Source organism: Pseudoprimorskyibacter insulae (assembly GCF_900302505.1).
Lineage (GTDB): Bacteria > Pseudomonadota > Alphaproteobacteria > Rhodobacterales > Rhodobacteraceae > Pseudoprimorskyibacter > Pseudoprimorskyibacter insulae.
In genome coordinates this window covers 53,763-68,272 of sequence record NZ_OMOJ01000003.1, presented here as the reverse complement: position 1 = coordinate 68,272, position 14,510 = coordinate 53,763, and the positions used below count along the sequence as shown (strand labels likewise).

At 59.3% G+C, this 14,510-nt stretch carries 14 protein-coding genes; 6 read left to right on the top strand and 8 right to left on the bottom strand.

Translation table 11 applies throughout. The features are described from left to right. The first annotated feature begins 4 nt into the window (after positions 1 to 4). The 3 genes from flgL (at position 5) to PRI8871_RS09450 (ending at position 3,322) form a co-directional block, all read left to right on the top strand. Positions 5 to 1,252: a flagellar hook-associated protein FlgL gene (gene flgL, locus PRI8871_RS09460; protein WP_108885983.1), complete on the top strand. Its 1,248-nt coding sequence runs from the start codon at positions 5 to 7 to the stop codon at positions 1,250 to 1,252. 30 nt (positions 1,253 to 1,282) lie between these two features. Next, the gene (locus PRI8871_RS09455; protein WP_108885982.1) at positions 1,283 to 2,104 is read left to right on the top strand and encodes a transglycosylase SLT domain-containing protein; all 822 of its coding nucleotides are present in this window, start codon (positions 1,283 to 1,285) and stop codon (positions 2,102 to 2,104) included. 135 nt (positions 2,105 to 2,239) lie between these two features. Beyond that, positions 2,240 to 3,322, top strand: a complete 1,083-nt coding sequence (locus tag PRI8871_RS09450; protein ID WP_108885981.1) for a sigma-54 interaction domain-containing protein — start codon at positions 2,240 to 2,242, stop codon at positions 3,320 to 3,322. 5 nt (positions 3,323 to 3,327) lie between these two features. Here the strand turns inward: PRI8871_RS09450 and fliD are convergent, their stop codons facing one another. The 3 genes from fliD to PRI8871_RS09435 are packed head-to-tail and all read right to left on the bottom strand — an operon-like array spanning position 3,328 to position 6,912. Next, positions 3,328 to 4,968: a flagellar filament capping protein FliD gene (gene fliD, locus PRI8871_RS09445; RefSeq protein ID WP_108885980.1), complete on the bottom strand. Its 1,641-nt coding sequence runs from the start codon at positions 4,966 to 4,968 to the stop codon at positions 3,328 to 3,330. 57 nt (positions 4,969 to 5,025) lie between these two features. Further along, the gene (locus PRI8871_RS09440; protein ID WP_108885979.1) at positions 5,026 to 6,135 is read right to left on the bottom strand and encodes a flagellar motor protein MotB; all 1,110 of its coding nucleotides are present in this window, start codon (positions 6,133 to 6,135) and stop codon (positions 5,026 to 5,028) included. Positions 6,136 to 6,147: 12 nt separating this feature from the next. Continuing rightward, complete coding sequence (locus PRI8871_RS09435) at positions 6,148 to 6,912, bottom strand: motility protein A (protein ID WP_108885978.1); 765 nt, start codon at positions 6,910 to 6,912, stop codon at positions 6,148 to 6,150. Positions 6,913 to 7,180: 268 nt separating this feature from the next. Here PRI8871_RS09435 and PRI8871_RS09430 point away from each other — a divergent pair, with 268 nt between their 5' ends. Both PRI8871_RS09430 and rpoN read left to right on the top strand, forming a co-directional pair. Next, the gene (locus PRI8871_RS09430; RefSeq protein WP_108885977.1) at positions 7,181 to 8,647 is read left to right on the top strand and encodes a flagellin N-terminal helical domain-containing protein; all 1,467 of its coding nucleotides are present in this window, start codon (positions 7,181 to 7,183) and stop codon (positions 8,645 to 8,647) included. 177 nt (positions 8,648 to 8,824) lie between these two features. Next, positions 8,825 to 10,150 (top strand): RNA polymerase factor sigma-54, encoded by a 1,326-nt coding sequence (rpoN, locus tag PRI8871_RS09425; RefSeq protein ID WP_108885976.1) that lies wholly within the window; start codon positions 8,825 to 8,827, stop codon positions 10,148 to 10,150. 7 nt (positions 10,151 to 10,157) lie between these two features. Here rpoN and PRI8871_RS09420 read toward each other — a convergent pair whose 3' ends face one another. Together PRI8871_RS09420 and PRI8871_RS09415 are read right to left on the bottom strand one after the other, a co-directional pair. After that, positions 10,158 to 10,856: a hypothetical protein gene (locus tag PRI8871_RS09420; protein ID WP_108885975.1), complete on the bottom strand. Its 699-nt coding sequence runs from the start codon at positions 10,854 to 10,856 to the stop codon at positions 10,158 to 10,160. A 12-nt stretch (positions 10,857 to 10,868) separates the two neighbouring features. After that, positions 10,869 to 11,603 (bottom strand): hypothetical protein, encoded by a 735-nt coding sequence (locus PRI8871_RS09415; RefSeq protein WP_108885974.1) that lies wholly within the window; start codon positions 11,601 to 11,603, stop codon positions 10,869 to 10,871. Between the two features lie 160 nt (positions 11,604 to 11,763). Between PRI8871_RS09415 and PRI8871_RS09410 the strand changes: the two genes are divergently transcribed. Then, positions 11,764 to 12,345, top strand: a complete 582-nt coding sequence (locus PRI8871_RS09410) for a peptidase associated/transthyretin-like domain-containing protein (RefSeq protein ID WP_108885973.1) — start codon at positions 11,764 to 11,766, stop codon at positions 12,343 to 12,345. Positions 12,346 to 12,347: 2 nt separating this feature from the next. On the opposite strand, the gene PRI8871_RS09405 is transcribed toward PRI8871_RS09410, so the two are convergent. Genes PRI8871_RS09405 through fliR form a run of 3 tightly spaced genes read right to left on the bottom strand, consistent with a single transcriptional unit; the run spans position 12,348 to position 14,510 of the window. Beyond that, on the bottom strand, positions 12,348 to 12,554 hold the full coding sequence (locus tag PRI8871_RS09405; RefSeq protein WP_108885972.1) for a hypothetical protein: 207 nt from the start codon (positions 12,552 to 12,554) through the stop codon (positions 12,348 to 12,350). Positions 12,555 to 12,556: 2 nt separating this feature from the next. Next, positions 12,557 to 13,699, bottom strand: coding sequence for an EscU/YscU/HrcU family type III secretion system export apparatus switch protein (locus PRI8871_RS09400; protein ID WP_108885971.1), 1,143 nt, complete (start codon positions 13,697 to 13,699; stop codon positions 12,557 to 12,559). Further along, positions 13,689 to 14,510, bottom strand: coding sequence for a flagellar biosynthetic protein FliR (gene fliR / locus PRI8871_RS09395; protein ID WP_108885970.1), 822 nt, complete (start codon positions 14,508 to 14,510; stop codon positions 13,689 to 13,691). Before fliR ends, PRI8871_RS09400 begins: the two co-directional genes overlap by 11 nt.

The following is a 14,510-nucleotide window of genomic DNA, read 5'->3' as shown; positions in this document are numbered from 1 at the left end:
CGCGATGACCATCGGAACCCCCCTGTTTCACGCCTTGAACGTCCGCGCCTTTTCCCGGCTGGATACAGAAATCTCGTCGCTTCAGGATGAAATCTCGACCGGCAAGAACGACCCGTTGCCATCGGCCGATACGGTGCGTGCGCTGCGCCTGTCTGCGGCGCAGGAACATAAAACCGCGCTGGACCGCTATGACCGCAACCTTGACCGGGCAGCGGCGCGTCTGGATGTGACCGACACAACGCTTGGCAATGTCGTGGATACGATGCAGCGTTTCTCCGAACTGGCCGTGCGCGGCGCGTCCGATATTTCGCCCACCGAACGCGAAAGCATGCGGCTTGAGGCGGTGCAGCTGCGGGGGATGCTGATCGACTTTGCCAATTCCCACGACAGCACAGGCCGTCCGCTGTTTGGCGGGCACCTGCCATCGGGGCAGGCCTTTACTGATACGGCGGCGGGCGTGGCTTATAACGGCGATGCGGGCATTCACAAATTGCGCGTGTCGGAATCCTCATTCGCGCGGACAGGGCTGAACGGGGTTGAAGCGTTCATGAGTGTGCCCGACGGCACCGGCAACAATGTCAGCGTCTTTGAGATGGTCGATGCCTTCGTGCGCACCCTTTCGCCCGATGGCGAGCGGCTGGCGACAGATCTTTCGGGCGATGACAGCCTGGAAATGGCCTTTTCCCTGACCCGCCAACCTGCCGAATGGTCGTTCAAGCTCTCTGGCCCGGAAGGATCGGTTGATTTGTCGGCAACGGTGTCGGCGGATGCCCCTGATGTGCTGGTGGATGCGGTGAACGCCCATACGGCCGCCACGGGTATCACCGCCGAGCTGGGCGCTGATGGTAAATCCATTCGCTTTTTGGCCGATGGGCCGGTGTCGGTGTCCGATGCCAATGCCAACCCCGCGCCGGGGGCTATTCTGGCGCGGCTGGCGGGGCAGGGATCTGAAACCGGGCTACTGGTCCGTCCTGAACAGATTACCCTCAATCAAATCGACCGGGTGCGCGCGGCGGCAGATCACTTCGCCGATCTGCGGGCCCGCGTTGGTGCGATGAATGCCACGGTGGAAAAGCGCAGCCAAGGCATGGCCGATCGCCAGCTTCTGGCCGACAAACTGATGTCGGGGATCAGCGATCTGGATGTGCCGAAGGCCATCACCAAGTTGCAGCAATTGATGACCACCAAGGATGTCGCGCAACAGACCTATGTAAAGATCGGTCAGACGAACTTGTTCAACTACCTTCGATAGAGTTGGCCCGCCGTTTGCAACAGAAGCGGCATGACACATGCAAGCAAAATCCTCATGTCCGCCATTTGGTTCTGTCTCTGGACGGCTGCCGCCATGGCGCGCACCGACGACTGCGAAACGCTGGCCGAACTTGCCGCGGAAGAGCGCGGTATCCCCGACGGGCTATTGTCGGCCATCGCCCGGACCGAGACCGGGTATAGCAAAGACGGGCAGGGGCGCCGCGCATGGCCTTGGACGCTGAACCAAGGCGGGCGCAGTTATTACTTCGAAACGCGCGGTCAGGCCGAGGCCAAGCTGAACGAATTGCTGGCCAAGGGCGTGCGCAATGTCGATGTGGGGTGCATGCAGATCAACTACCGTTGGCACGGCGAACAGTTCTCATCGCCCGAGGCGATGCTCGACCCGGCGATCAACGTCTCATACGGTGCGCTGTTCTTGGAACGGCTGCATAAGCAAAGCGGCAGCTGGGATACCGCAACCCGGCATTACCATTCATCCGAGGTGACACGCGGGAAAGCCTATCAAAAACGGGTTGAGACGGCGCTTGGTAATATTCAATCGGCGCCCATGCCCGCCCCCAAGGCACCAGAGACGCAGCCCATCCAGCTGGCCAGTCTTCAGCAAGTGACGAAAGTTGAAGATACAGGTGTCATGCCACTTATTTCGGTGCCAAAATCCGCGACTATTCAGGGAAACTTGATTCTCCCTGAGGGCACAGTTCCGAAACTCGTCCGTAAGTCATCCGTAGCTCGCCACATTCCGGCCACAAGTGCCGCAAAAAAGCTGCAACAATCGCAATGGGTTACACGTATCCAGCGCGACCTGAATAATCAAAATTCCGCAGTTGAATAGGCAATCGTTTCACTTTGTATCGAACGATAGGGAAATTTTCTTTTTGAAATACTAAAATAATAGAAGGTGAGTAAGACACTGCCTGAGCCCTTCAATACCGTCATTGTTGTGGGGGCGAGAAAGCAGGTTAACACAATGACCAAGCATTACTCGCTAAATATGGCAGATGAGACCAAAGCGACCGATTGCCGGCTGGATTGCCTGCTGGTGGGCGAAAGCCCGGTAATGCAAGGTCTCAAACGTTTGATCGCAACCGTCGCGCCGGGCCATGCCCCGGTGATGGTTCAGGGGGCGACCGGCGTAGGTAAAGAACTGGTGGCCCAAGGCATCCACATGATGTCGGGCCGCGACGGGCAAATGGTTGCGGTGAACTGTGCCGCGATCCCGGCGGATCTTCTTGAGTCCGAACTGTTCGGGCACGAAAAGGGCGCTTTCACTGGCGCAACCGAACGCCGCATCGGCCGCATTGAACAGGCCAATGGCGGGACGTTGTTCCTGGATGAAATCGGCGACATGCCGGCGGATCTTCAGGCCAAGCTGCTGCGCGCGCTGGAAAGTCGCCGTGTGCAGCGTGTGGGCGGCCGCGACGAGGTGGAAGTGAACTTCCGCCTGGTCACAGCCACGCACCGCAATCTGGCCGACCATGTAAAGGCCGGTTTGTTCCGCGAAGACTTGTTCTTCCGCATCAACGTCTTCCCGATGATGGTGCCGGATCTGAACATGCGCACCGAAGACATTCCGATGATCCTGCGCACGATGATGTTGCAGCATCGCGACCGGACGGACCTTGGTCTGCCGGAATTTACCCAAGCCGCGCTGAAGGCGCTGGCCGCCCATTCCTGGCCCGGCAATGTGCGCGAACTGCGCAATGTCGTGGACCGTGCGATGGTGCTGTTCGCAGGCCGTGACGTCACCGCCGAGGATGTGCGCGGCGTGCTTTTGTCGGCGGATATGGCGGCGATGAACGCCCCGGCTCCGGCTTGCCCGGAACGTCTGTCGCAAGGCCCCGAAGGTCTGCGCCGCGTGCTGGAAAGCGAAGGGTCGATCAACATGCGCGGATATCTGCAAGATATCGAAATCCGCCTGATCGAAGCGGCCCTGTCGGTCAACGAAGGCTGCGTCAGCCACGCCGCACGGTCGCTGAAGCTTCAGCGCACCACGTTGATTGAGAAGATGAAGAAACTGTCGATCGACCGCACCGCAGCAGCGGCGGCCTGAACGCCTTAGTCGTTGGCGTTCCAGGCGTCGATCAGCGACGTCAGATAATCGCCCGTCGCATTAAGTTGCGACACGATGGTTTCCATCGCAGTAAACTTGGCCTTGTAGCGTGTTTCGATCGCGACGGCCTTGTCCTCTAGTTCGTCCAAGGCGGTCTGTTCCCGCGCGATCGTGCTGTTATAGCTGTCTTCGCGCTGGGAAATCAGCCCGCCGCCGGACAGAGCCGTTTCAATGGCGTCTGTCAGCAGGGACGACATGCTTTTCCCATAGTCGATATTGGCGCTTTCCACCGTGTCTTCGACCGTGATGGAAAAGCCCGCGTATTCGCCCTTCAGGATGGCATATTCCGTTCGCCCATCATCCAGAACGGTGCCAGTCATGATTGTGCCGTTCAGTGTGGCAATGCCGGTTGCAGGATCGCGGTCAAACGAAAGTCGGCCCGGCGCGCCGCCTCCGGCAGGCATTCCAGAGAGCGTCACACCGGGCTCCGTGCTGCGCAGACTATCGCGCATGACGGATTCAAACAGAACCGGATCGTCGGTCATGACCTCTTCGAACATCGAGGTGTTCAAATACAGGCTACCGTCGCGCTGGGTCTGGATGCCCAGTTGCGACAGGTAGATCGGATCGTCGCCAAAGCCGGACATCCCGCCCGACAACACGCGGCTTAGTGAATTCATCACCGTGCTGGCCACCATGTCACCGGCCAAGGCCCCGGCGGTTTCACCTTCGACAAAGCCGCGGTTGCTCAGTTCTTTCACGGCGGTTCGGGTGGAGTTGTAGGTTTCGACAAAGCTTTGCATCAGCGACAGCGCCATGTCGGGGTCGCTTTGCACGCCGACCGTGGCGGGAAAGTCTGTCTCGCCATTCAGGGTCAGGGTCATGCCGGGGATCAGATCGTCGATCTCATTCGAGGGGCGCAACACGGCGATGCCGTCAACCGCGACAATCGCATCTGACGCACCGCGCACTTGAAAGGGGGTCGGGTCGGCGGAAAAATCTAACTGCGCAATGCCCGGATCGGCACCGGGTCCGGCGGTAAAGCGCAAAGCCTGTTTCGTGCCGGTTTCCGAGATTACGCCAAGCGAAAACGTCCCGTCGCCCACGTCCAGCACGCGGGCGGTCACACCATCGATCATGTTCAGCGCTTCGGCCATATCGGCAAGGGTAGACCCGGCCTGAAAGGTGACCGTCTTGCCCGGCAGATCGGGGTTTTCGGTGAACACCGGCGGATCACCGGCCCATTCGCCGAAATTAATCGTCAAAGGCCCGCCGCCCAATTCCTGATCGGCAGATGTGAACCCGGCAAATTCCAAAACTTGGGTCTTGGCAGTCTGGATCACTTCGACCGAACTGGGGATGGTCGGCGCCTTCTTGGGATCGGTCAGCAGAACCGAGACCGCCGGATCATCCGTCGTGGCCGACATGGTTTCGTAGGACGACAGATTGGCCATCGTTCCCGAAAGCTCATCGAGCTGGCCGCGCAACCGATCCAGACCAGAAATCGAGACTTCTGCCTTGTCGATCCGGTTGTTGATGATGTTGCGCTTTGGCGCGAATTCCGCGTTCGTAAGGTCAGAGGCGAGATCAGCAAGGTTGATCCCGGTCCCACCAGTGTTCAGCGAACTTAGAATATCGACTGCCATAATGCACTCCTTGAGCCCTTAAACGGCACCGTGCGAGAATGTTTAGCCAGATCGCAATCAATAGACGATTTCGATCTCGATCCGGCGGTTTTCGGCGCGTCCTTCGGGTGTGTCGTTGCTGGCGATGGGCGCGCTTTCGCCTTTGCCTATGGCCGTCAGACGATCCGGGTCGATCAAGTTGGACGCTGCCAATTCACGCACCACGCTGGATGAACGCGCAGCGGCAAGGCCCCAGTTGTCGCCGAACTGCGATCCAGCCCCAAGCGGGACATTGTCGGTGTGGCCGGTGACTTCGATCTTGCTGGCGTCGCTCATCGCCGAGAAGGCAAGCCGCGCCATGATATCGCGCGCTTCGCCGGTCAGATCGGCGGTGCCAGACGGGAAGGCCCCACCTGCGCCGACCGTTACAAGAACGCGGTCTTCTTTCTGTTCGATGGTGACCAGACCTTCGGACACTTCTTGACGTAGCGAAACGCGCAACTTGGCTTCGGCCAATGCCGCCTCTCGCTGGGCGGATCCTTCGCCCGAGGATTGCCCGGTGCCGTCCTGATCTTGCGCGGCCATTTCCTTTAGCGCTTCAAGCATGACCTCAGCCGGGGATTGTCCGGTTTGCTGGGCCATCTGTTCGACCTTTTCCGCCACCTCTTTCATCTGCTGTTGCAACTGCTCGGGGTCTGCGCCCTCGGCATTGACGTTCATCGCCATGCGGCCATCTTCGACCTTGGCCTCGACATCGGCCTGGGCTTCGGCTTTGTTTTCGCCGGCCTGACCTTTGCCGGTGTCGTCGGTGGCGGTCTTGGATTCCTTGGTGTCGATTTCGCGCTTTTCGGTATCGGTGGTCTGTTGGCGCATTTCCTGGCTCAGCGATGGCTGCGGCGATGGGCTGAAGCTGAGGTTCATCATCGTCGTGCCTTTGGGCTGTTCCATCACCGGAATTTGCCGCTGCACCCCGAAGGAATTCTTCAGGCTTCCCGCGACCATTTTGAATTTCGGCTGGTTGAATTCGGCGAAAGACAGGATCAGAACGAAGAACGCCATCAGCAGCGTTGCCATGTCGGCAAAGGTTGCCATCCATGCGGGTGCACCCACCGGGGGGCACTTGGGGCAGTCTTCCTTCTTTTCCTCTTCGGGAATGGGAAGGGGCAGGGGGATCGGCGCCTTTGCCATGGGTCTTGGTCCTTATGCCGCTTCCAGAAGTTTGGCCTGAGCCTTGGGCGGCAAGATCGCCACCATATTGTCCTGAACGTTGCGGCCAGATTCACCCTTGGCGATGCCGCGCAGACCCTCGATGACCATTTCGCGATACACAACCTCGTCGGCGGTATAGCCTTCCAGCTTGGTGTTCATCGGCCCGAACAACACGTTGGCGATGAACGCCCCATATAGGGTTGTCAAAAGGGCCACAGCCATGGCGGGGCCGATCGCCTTGGGGTCGGCCATGTTGCCAAGCATCTGCACCAGACCGATCAGCGTGCCGATCATGCCCATCGCAGGGGCAATATCGACCCAAGCCTTGATGACGCCCTGATTGCCCGCGTGCCGGGCCTTCATGGCATCGATCTCCATGTTCATGGCTTTGGCCATTTTCTGTTCGTCAGCCCCGTCGATCAGCATTTGCAGACCTTTGCCCAGAAACTTGTCAGGCACGTCTTTGCCTTCCAGCGCCATCATCCCGTCTTTACGCGCGATGTTCGACAGCTCGACCATCGTTTCGATCAGCAGGTCCATCTTAGGGGCTTTGGGCATGAAGGCCTTGGCCATTGCGCCAAAGCTTCCAAGAAACACGCCCATGGGCGCGGTATACATGACGGCAAAGAACGCGCCGCCAAACACGATCAGGATTGACGGGACGTCAATGAACGGCCCCAGGCCCCCGGCCGAGATCATGGCCCCGATGATCATGCCGATGGCACCAAGGAACCCGATCAGTGTTGCGATATCCATGAAAGGTCTCCGAAAAGGATGAAACTCACGCGCTTATAAGGGCAAGTTTCATACCAAAATCGTGGGCTTGGCGGGAAAAGCGCGAATGAGAGGCAAATTTCGCAAAAAAGTTTCTGTAATAAATTCAGGTGCTTGTATGCAATTTTCAGGCCGCATCGCCAGAAGTTCTAAACATTTTCCCAAGACACCGTTGCATGATCCAAGCGCTCGGCAGCCAAGACACGACCCCCACTGCCCGGCGCACCCAACCACCACTGGAGATGATCCAATGACTGCAATCAACACGAACATCGGTGCCATCAACGCACAAGCTAACCTTATGCGCGTCAACGAAGAGATGGGCGTCTCCATGGAGCGTCTGTCGTCGGGTAAGCGCATCAACGCTGCAAAAGACGACTCGGCCGGTATGGCCATCGCCGAAAAAATGACCTCGCAGATTATGGGCCTGAACCAAGCGGTTCGGAACGCCAACGACGGCAAGAACTTGCTGGACACCACTGAAGGCGCGCATGTCGAAGTTTCGAACATGCTGCAGCGTCTGCGTGAACTTGCCGTTCAATCGTCGAACGACACGAACACAGCCGGCGACCGCGGGAACATCACTTCGGAAGGTCAGGCACTGATCACTGAAATCAACCGCGTTTCGACCGACACCACCTTCAACGGTATGAAGATCCTGGACGGCTCCTACAGCGGCAAGCAATTCCAGATCGGCGCGGACTCGGGCCAGACCATCGACATCAACGTTGACTCGGTCCACACCAACGACATTGGCGCACACAAATTGTCGACTCAGGTTGCGATCAACGCAGCAGCAGGCGACAACGGCCGCGCCGCCGCAGAAACCGTCGCCATCACCGGCCACACAGGTTCGGCGGAAATCACGACCACCGCAGGCATGTCCGCCAAGGATCTGGCCTCTGAAGTGAACAAAGTGTCGGCAACCACCGGTGTTGAAGCAACCGCCGTGACCACCGCCAAGCTGGACAACGTATCGGGCGTCGGCAACGTGAAGATCGAAATCAACGACGTTCAGATCGGCACCGTTGCCGTGACCGACGCAAGCGACCTGAAAGGTCTGCGCGACGCGATCAACAACAAAACCGGTCAGACCGGTGTGACCGCGAAAATGGGCGACACCGATGCCGAAATCATCCTGACCGACAAGCAGGGCAATGACATCTCGATCACGAACTACGAGGACACCTCGGGGAACGCGGTCACGATGGACATGACCACGCTGAACAAGGACAAAACCGAAGATGCTGCAGCCGACGTAGAGACCCTGTCGGCGGCCAACCAGGACGCAACTTCAGTTGGTCAGGTTGAGATGACTTCGATGAAAGCCTTCTCGGTTGGCGGTGGCGGCACCGCAGATACAAACTTTTTGGAAACGACCTCTAACACGAGCGATCTTGACACCGTTGCAGAGATCGACCTGACAACAGCTGATGGAGCCTCCAACGCCGTCAAGACCATCGATGTGGCCCTGAACAAGATTAACCAGTCGCGTTCTGATCTGGGTGCCGTATCCAACCGTCTTGACAGCACGATCTCGAACCTGACGAACATCACCGTGAACGTAGAGGCCGCACGTGGCCAGGTGATGGACGCAGACTTTGCCAAAGAATCGTCGGAAATGGCACGCGGTAAGATCCTGTCGCAAGCCGCCACTTCGATGCTTGCTCAGGCCAACGCGTCGTCGCAAAACGTCCTGTCGCTGCTCCGCGGCTGACGGAAATTTGACACCCTTAAAGCGGCTCGGCTTGACCGGGCCGCTTTTGCTGTTTTGAAACAAATGCTTATTAAATTGGCATGGGTGACGTTTCCTTGACGGCCCAAGCGTCAAATCCCCGATCTTTACCCAGTGCTAAAACGTGTTCGATGGTGTCCGTGTCACGGAGGAACCGACATGAACTTGCACGTTTCACAGAACTTATCTCAGCGTCAGTCGATGGTCATGACCGCGCAGCTGCAACAGGCAATCTGCCTTCTGCAACTGAGCAACCTCGACCTGCGCGCCTATCTTGAAAGCGAAGCCGAAGAAAACCCGTTTGTGGATGTCGCCGGTGGCGAAACAGCCCAGCACCGGGATCTTGGCCTGCCGATGTCGCGCGGCGCTGCCAGCGATTTCGACTATATCAGCGACCGCGCCGAAGCGCCTGCGCCTTCCCTTTATACACACGTCTCGGGGCAGTTTGACGTGATGTTCACCAACCCGCGGGATCGCATGGTTGCCGAACAATTCCTTGAGGCGCTTGAGCCGAATGGCTGGCTGGGTGAGCCGCTGGAAGCCATCGCAATGCGGTGTGTGATGTCCAGCGAAGAAGCCGAAGAAATGCTGCATCTGGTGCAGCAGGTCGAACCGGCGGGGCTGTTTGCCCGGTCGCTGGCCGAATGTCTGGCCATTCAAGCCGAAGATCGCGGGCTCATGACGCCCCTGTTCGCGGCTCTGCTGGAAAACTTGCCCAAGCTGGCCGCCGCCGATCTGGCCGGTCTGTGCCGGGTGTGCAAATGCACCATGGACGAACTGAAAGACTGCCTGAAATCGCTGCGCAGCCTGAACCCCAAGCCGGGCGCAGACTTCGACCATGGCGAGCTGACCCAGCGCGAACCCGATCTGATTGTCACCCGCGGCGATGATGGCTGGCGCGTGGATCTGAACCGCTCGACCCTGCCGTCGGTCAAGGTGGATGAAACCAAGGCACAAGACGTGCGCCGCGACCGTTCGGCCGGTGAATATGTGGGCGAACGTCTGAGCGTGGCCCGCTGGCTGCGCCGCGCGGTTGAGCATCGCAATCACACGACCTTGTCTGTTGGCGCCGAGATCGTGCGCCGTCAGGCCGAATTCCTGGAACACGGACCGTCGCGGATTGAACCGATGACCCTCAAGGACGTGGCCGAGGCAATCGGCGTGCATGAAAGCACCGTCAGCCGTATCACCACCGGGATGCTGATTGTTACGCCGCAGGGTACCTTTAGCCTGAAGAACTTCTTCACCACGGCGCTCAGCACCGATGGCGAAGGCGCAGCATCCTCGGCTTCGGTTCGTCACCGCATTCAGCAACTGGTGCGCGATGAAGACCCCAAAAAGCCGCTGTCGGATGATGCCCTTGCGCAGATCATCTCGGATGAAGGCACGCATCTGGCCCGCCGCACCGTCGCCAAGTATCGCGATATGCTGAAGATCCCGTCCAGTTTCCAGCGCAAGCGTCAGGCGAAACTGGCCAGCAGCTAATCCGGGATCAAACGGGTTCCGACGGTTTATCGCCCTCGCTATTCGCGGGGGCGAAAACATATCTGAACTTGGAATCCATAGCCGAGAGCCGCCGATGCAGCGCGGCCTCATTGCGTTCGGCAAAAATGCCGACCAGATGCATGGATTGGCCGCGCCGGTCGGTGCGGAACAGGGCAGGGGCCGCCTGCCAGAAATACAAAGCCATAGCCAATTGCACCATGATAACGCCGGTCAAACCGGTGGGAACAACTGCGATCGAGATCCCCGCCCATAGCGCCAAAGGCACCCATAGCCGCGTCTGGATCAGCCAGACAGGCGCCAGCACCAGCGCCAGAAGCGACGGTTCAGCTGTGTGGATGTCATAGGTGCCATCGTCATGGGCCATCACCTGCCAGTTACGATAGACGGCGGGGTTCAGGCGGGCGGATTCGCTATCGGCCTCAGACGGCGCGGGGCCGGGCGTGACCGACCCCAGCGCCGTGGCGCGCGTCAGAACCATCCGCTTGTCGTCACCGCGCAGATAGGTCAGCAAGGCCGCGCCGCGTGTGCCGCGCAGCCGCTCATCCGGGCTGGGGCCTTCGTTGTCAAAGGGCTGCCCGTTCACGGCAATCAGCAGATCACCGGATTTCAGGCCGCAATCAGCGGCTTGGGGGGACGGGCTGCCCAGCTTATAGGTGCAGAGTTTCGCGGCCTGTTGGTCCGACATATGCGCCCCCGATTAGGGGTAGGAAAACGGGTTCGGGCGCGGCGCAGGCCGGGCCTTTGCCGTAGGTTTTTTCGGAACGGCCACGGTCTTGGGTTTGACCGGCGTGGCGGTCTTGGCCGCTGGCTTAGACGACGGGGCAGGCGCGGCGGCGGGCGCGGCGGTAACCGCATCGGCCAAAAGGCGCGTCATCGCTAGTTGCAGATCAGACAGGCCCGCTGTGAAAGCATCTTGGGTTTTCTGGCTGCCCTCATCCACGGCTTGCATTACGGTCGCCTCAATCTGGGATTTGAGCGTATCAGCCGCTTCGGAATAGGAATTGGCCTCTTCGACCAGGTTTAGGCCCATGCCATCCAGACGCGTCTGAAGCGCGGCGAAATGTTCGTCCTGTCCGGCCTTCACTGCCTTGATCTCGGCCAGCAGGGCCTCGGCATTGGTCAGCGACTGATCCAAACCTTCCACGCGCGAGGCGAACATGGTCAACGCCTCAAGCTGGGTAGCGGTGGCGGTGCGCATTTCGCTAAGCGTGCGGAAATAGACAAGGCTGGCCAGCCCGATCACCACCACAGACCCGGCAAGCGTGCCAATCATCAAGGGCCGCATCTTTGAGCCAAACGTATCGATCCGATGGGCTGCGCGTTCGGTTGCGGTGGTCATCTTATCGACTTCCGCGGCGGCGTCGTTTGCGGCTTCTGCCGCTTCCAGCGCCAGGCGGATACCGTCCTGCAACTCTTGGCTGGTTTCGGTCATGGTTCGCTCCTTGAGGGATCGTCTTGATCGGGATTTGTCCTGTCTGTGCATTTTTTGTGCCAGTCCCGGATCTTGCCGGAATGTTTGCGCCAAGGCCTAAGTTTCGGCGCGGATTTGCCGTTCAGCAAAGGGACTGCCAATTCATCCAGAAAGCGACCCCATGATCCGTATGACCGATGCGCATGTAACCGACGCCCAAGCGACCTTGCTGCAAGAGCGTGAACGCTGTCAGGCCGAAGCCCCGTTCGCTTGTCTGAAGCTGGGCGGTGCATCCTTCGAGATTGCCTATGAAAAGGTCGATGATCCGGATGAAACCCCGCCGACTTTGGCGTTTTCGATCAGTGGCCGGTCTGGATGGATCCGTTTGAACCGGTCGGTCGCCGATGGCTGGACCCGGATTGGCGCGGATATTCTGATGCGCGACGGGCGCGTTCTGGACCGGTTCCTGAACACACATGCTGTGCGCATCTCGGGCGATTACAACCTGAACGAAGAAGTGCGTTTTGACACGCTGGGCACCTATTGGTCGGCGCGGATCGTATCGGACACCGGCACCGAAATCCGCGTGGACGGAGAGCCGTGGATGCTGATCGAACAGTCCAATCCGCCCGCTTCCCCCAAAGACCGGGTGATCCGTGCCTTGGCGGCATCCCACCCGGAAATCCGTGAATACTTCGCCCAGCACATCGACCATTGGGCCTGCCGCATTGCGACAGGTGTCACTGTTCTGCCGATGATGTAGGCCTATTTCAAAAACCGATTGACGGCGCGGGCGATCAAGAACCGCGCCGCGGCCGCCATACAAAACACCGAACACACCCCAAGGACCACGGCCTTGGGCATTGGGGCTTCGGCTGCGGCAGACAGCAACCAAAGCGAGACACCGGCAAAACAGATCGTCGAGATCATCTCGCCGACGCTGCTGTGTTTTTGACGCGACTGTCTTAGCATGGTCATTTCCTTGATTGAGGACGTCCGTTTTCGTCCAGTTGCAGTTCCGGGGGCAGATCGATGTCCGGCAGATCGGTCGGTTGTCCGTGTTCGATGCGCCAGACATGGGCCAATAGCGTGGCAACAGCCGAATAGAGCTGAACCGAGATTTCCGAGCCGATCCCACCGGTGTAATACAAGGCCCGTGCCAAAGGCGGCACGCGCACGATCGTTACCTTGGCTTTTTTGCCGCGCTCAATGACCTGCTGGGCCATCCCGCCACGCCCCATGGCCAGGATCACCGGCGCGGATTGTTCTTCCGGCACATAGCGCAATGCGACGGCGAAATGGGTCGGGTTGGTCACAATGGCCGTGGCTTGGTCGACATTGGGCAAGGCGGCACGCTGTTTGGCACGCATGGCCGCTTCGTTCTGTTTGCGGCGGATCTGACCTTTGAGTTCGGGCGAGCCTTCGGACTCCTTGAACTCTTCCTTGATCTCTTGCTTGGACATGCGCAGGTCTTTCAGCATGGTGTGGATCTGCCACACCAGATCAAGTGCACCGATCACCCCCAACGCAATGGTCATCGCCGATAGAACTTGTAGCGTCGTTGTGCCCAAAAGCGCGGCCCCGTCGCCGGGCGACATGCTGGCCATGCGGTCGATGGCGGGCAGGGATGGGATGACCACGAAAATGGCCGACCCAATCAGGAAGACCACCTTCAACACCGCCTTGGCCAGTTCCACCAGCGACTTCAGCGACACCATGCGCTTCATGCCTTTTAGCGGGTCCAGCTTGTTGAACTTGAACCCCAGCGCCTTGGGGGCAAAGTTCAGCCCGCCCATGCCCGCCTGCGTCAGCACCGTGACCCCCATCAACGGAATGCCGACAATAATGCCCGACATCAGCACCCAGAGGATTGCGCTGCCCAACCGTTCTAACATCAGATCATCCAGCTTTGAGGGATGTTCGATGACAAACCCCCGCGCCCATTTGCCGGTCAGCCCCGGCAAAAGTTGCGTGGCGATCAAGATGCCCAGAGTTGCCGCCGCAATCGAGGTAAAGACGAACATTTCCTTGGACGTGATAAGCTTGCCGTCCTCGCGGGCCTGTTCTTTCTTTTTCGGTGTTGGCTCTTCTGTCTTTTCCTGACCGTCATCCGCCATAAGCCGCGGCCTCCGTCATGATGGCCAGCGCATTCAGCGCGGACTCGATTTTCGTCGAAATCGCCGGGCCAAGCGAAGGCGCGGTCAGGTATAGCTGGATCAGGGTGATGCTCAGCGTCAGGGGAAAACCGAAGGAAAACAGGTTCATCTGCGGGGCCGACCGGGTGATGATGCCAATCGTGACGTTGACGATCAGCAGCACCGACACCACCGGGAACATCAGTTGAACGGCGAATAGATACATGGCGCGGGTCGCCTCGGACCCGGCCTCGATCAGCGCGCCCATGTGGATGGGCTGGCCAATTGGGATCAGCGCATAACTGTCGATGACAATGCGCAGCGCGGCCAAGTGGCCATCCTCGGCCACGAAGGTCGCCAGCAGGAACAGCGAAAAGATCTGGCCGACCACGGGCGTTTGCGTGCCGGTTGCCGGGTCCATTTGCGCGGCAAACCCAAGCCCGGCGGTCGAGGCTACCAGCTCACCCGCCATCACCGCGCATGAAAACAGGATTTGCAGCACCAGCCCGGCGGCCAGCCCGATCACCAATTCACGGATCATCCACGGCACAGCGGTCAGCGTCGCCAGCGTTTCGGGCGGTGGCACCTGCGCAAAGCCCATGACGGGGATCGTCAGGAACACCGCCAGAATGATCCGTACTTGCAACGGAATGAACCGCGCCGAAAACAGCGGGGCCGAGACGACAAAAGCGCCGACCCGCAGCATGGCAAACAGGAATTGCAGCGCCATGCCGATAATGGCCGAAAGCTGCAAACCGGGAATGCCTGCAAGGGTATCTGTCGTCAGCTCCAT

Bases quoted from the DNA above. Each gene is read 5' to 3' on its own strand.
- flgL (WP_108885983.1), top strand. From the start codon at position 5: ATGACCATCGGAACCCCCCTGTTTCACGCCTTGAACGTCCGCGCCTTT.
- PRI8871_RS09455 (WP_108885982.1), top strand. From the start codon at position 1,283: ATGACACATGCAAGCAAAATCCTCATGTCCGCCATTTGGTTCTGTCTC.
- PRI8871_RS09450 (WP_108885981.1), top strand. From the start codon at position 2,240: ATGACCAAGCATTACTCGCTAAATATGGCAGATGAGACCAAAGCGACC.
- fliD (WP_108885980.1), bottom strand. From the start codon at position 4,968: ATGGCAGTCGATATTCTAAGTTCGCTGAACACTGGTGGGACCGGGATC.
- PRI8871_RS09440 (WP_108885979.1), bottom strand. From the start codon at position 6,135: ATGGCAAAGGCGCCGATCCCCCTGCCCCTTCCCATTCCCGAAGAGGAA.
- PRI8871_RS09435 (WP_108885978.1), bottom strand. From the start codon at position 6,912: ATGGATATCGCAACACTGATCGGGTTCCTTGGTGCCATCGGCATGATC.
- PRI8871_RS09430 (WP_108885977.1), top strand. From the start codon at position 7,181: ATGACTGCAATCAACACGAACATCGGTGCCATCAACGCACAAGCTAAC.
- rpoN (WP_108885976.1), top strand. From the start codon at position 8,825: ATGAACTTGCACGTTTCACAGAACTTATCTCAGCGTCAGTCGATGGTC.
- PRI8871_RS09420 (WP_108885975.1), bottom strand. From the start codon at position 10,856: ATGTCGGACCAACAGGCCGCGAAACTCTGCACCTATAAGCTGGGCAGC.
- PRI8871_RS09415 (WP_108885974.1), bottom strand. From the start codon at position 11,603: ATGACCGAAACCAGCCAAGAGTTGCAGGACGGTATCCGCCTGGCGCTG.
- PRI8871_RS09410 (WP_108885973.1), top strand. From the start codon at position 11,764: ATGATCCGTATGACCGATGCGCATGTAACCGACGCCCAAGCGACCTTG.
- PRI8871_RS09405 (WP_108885972.1), bottom strand. From the start codon at position 12,554: ATGCTAAGACAGTCGCGTCAAAAACACAGCAGCGTCGGCGAGATGATC.
- PRI8871_RS09400 (WP_108885971.1), bottom strand. From the start codon at position 13,699: ATGGCGGATGACGGTCAGGAAAAGACAGAAGAGCCAACACCGAAAAAG.
- fliR (WP_108885970.1), bottom strand. From the start codon at position 14,510: ATGGAGCTGACGACAGATACCCTTGCAGGCATTCCCGGTTTGCAGCTT.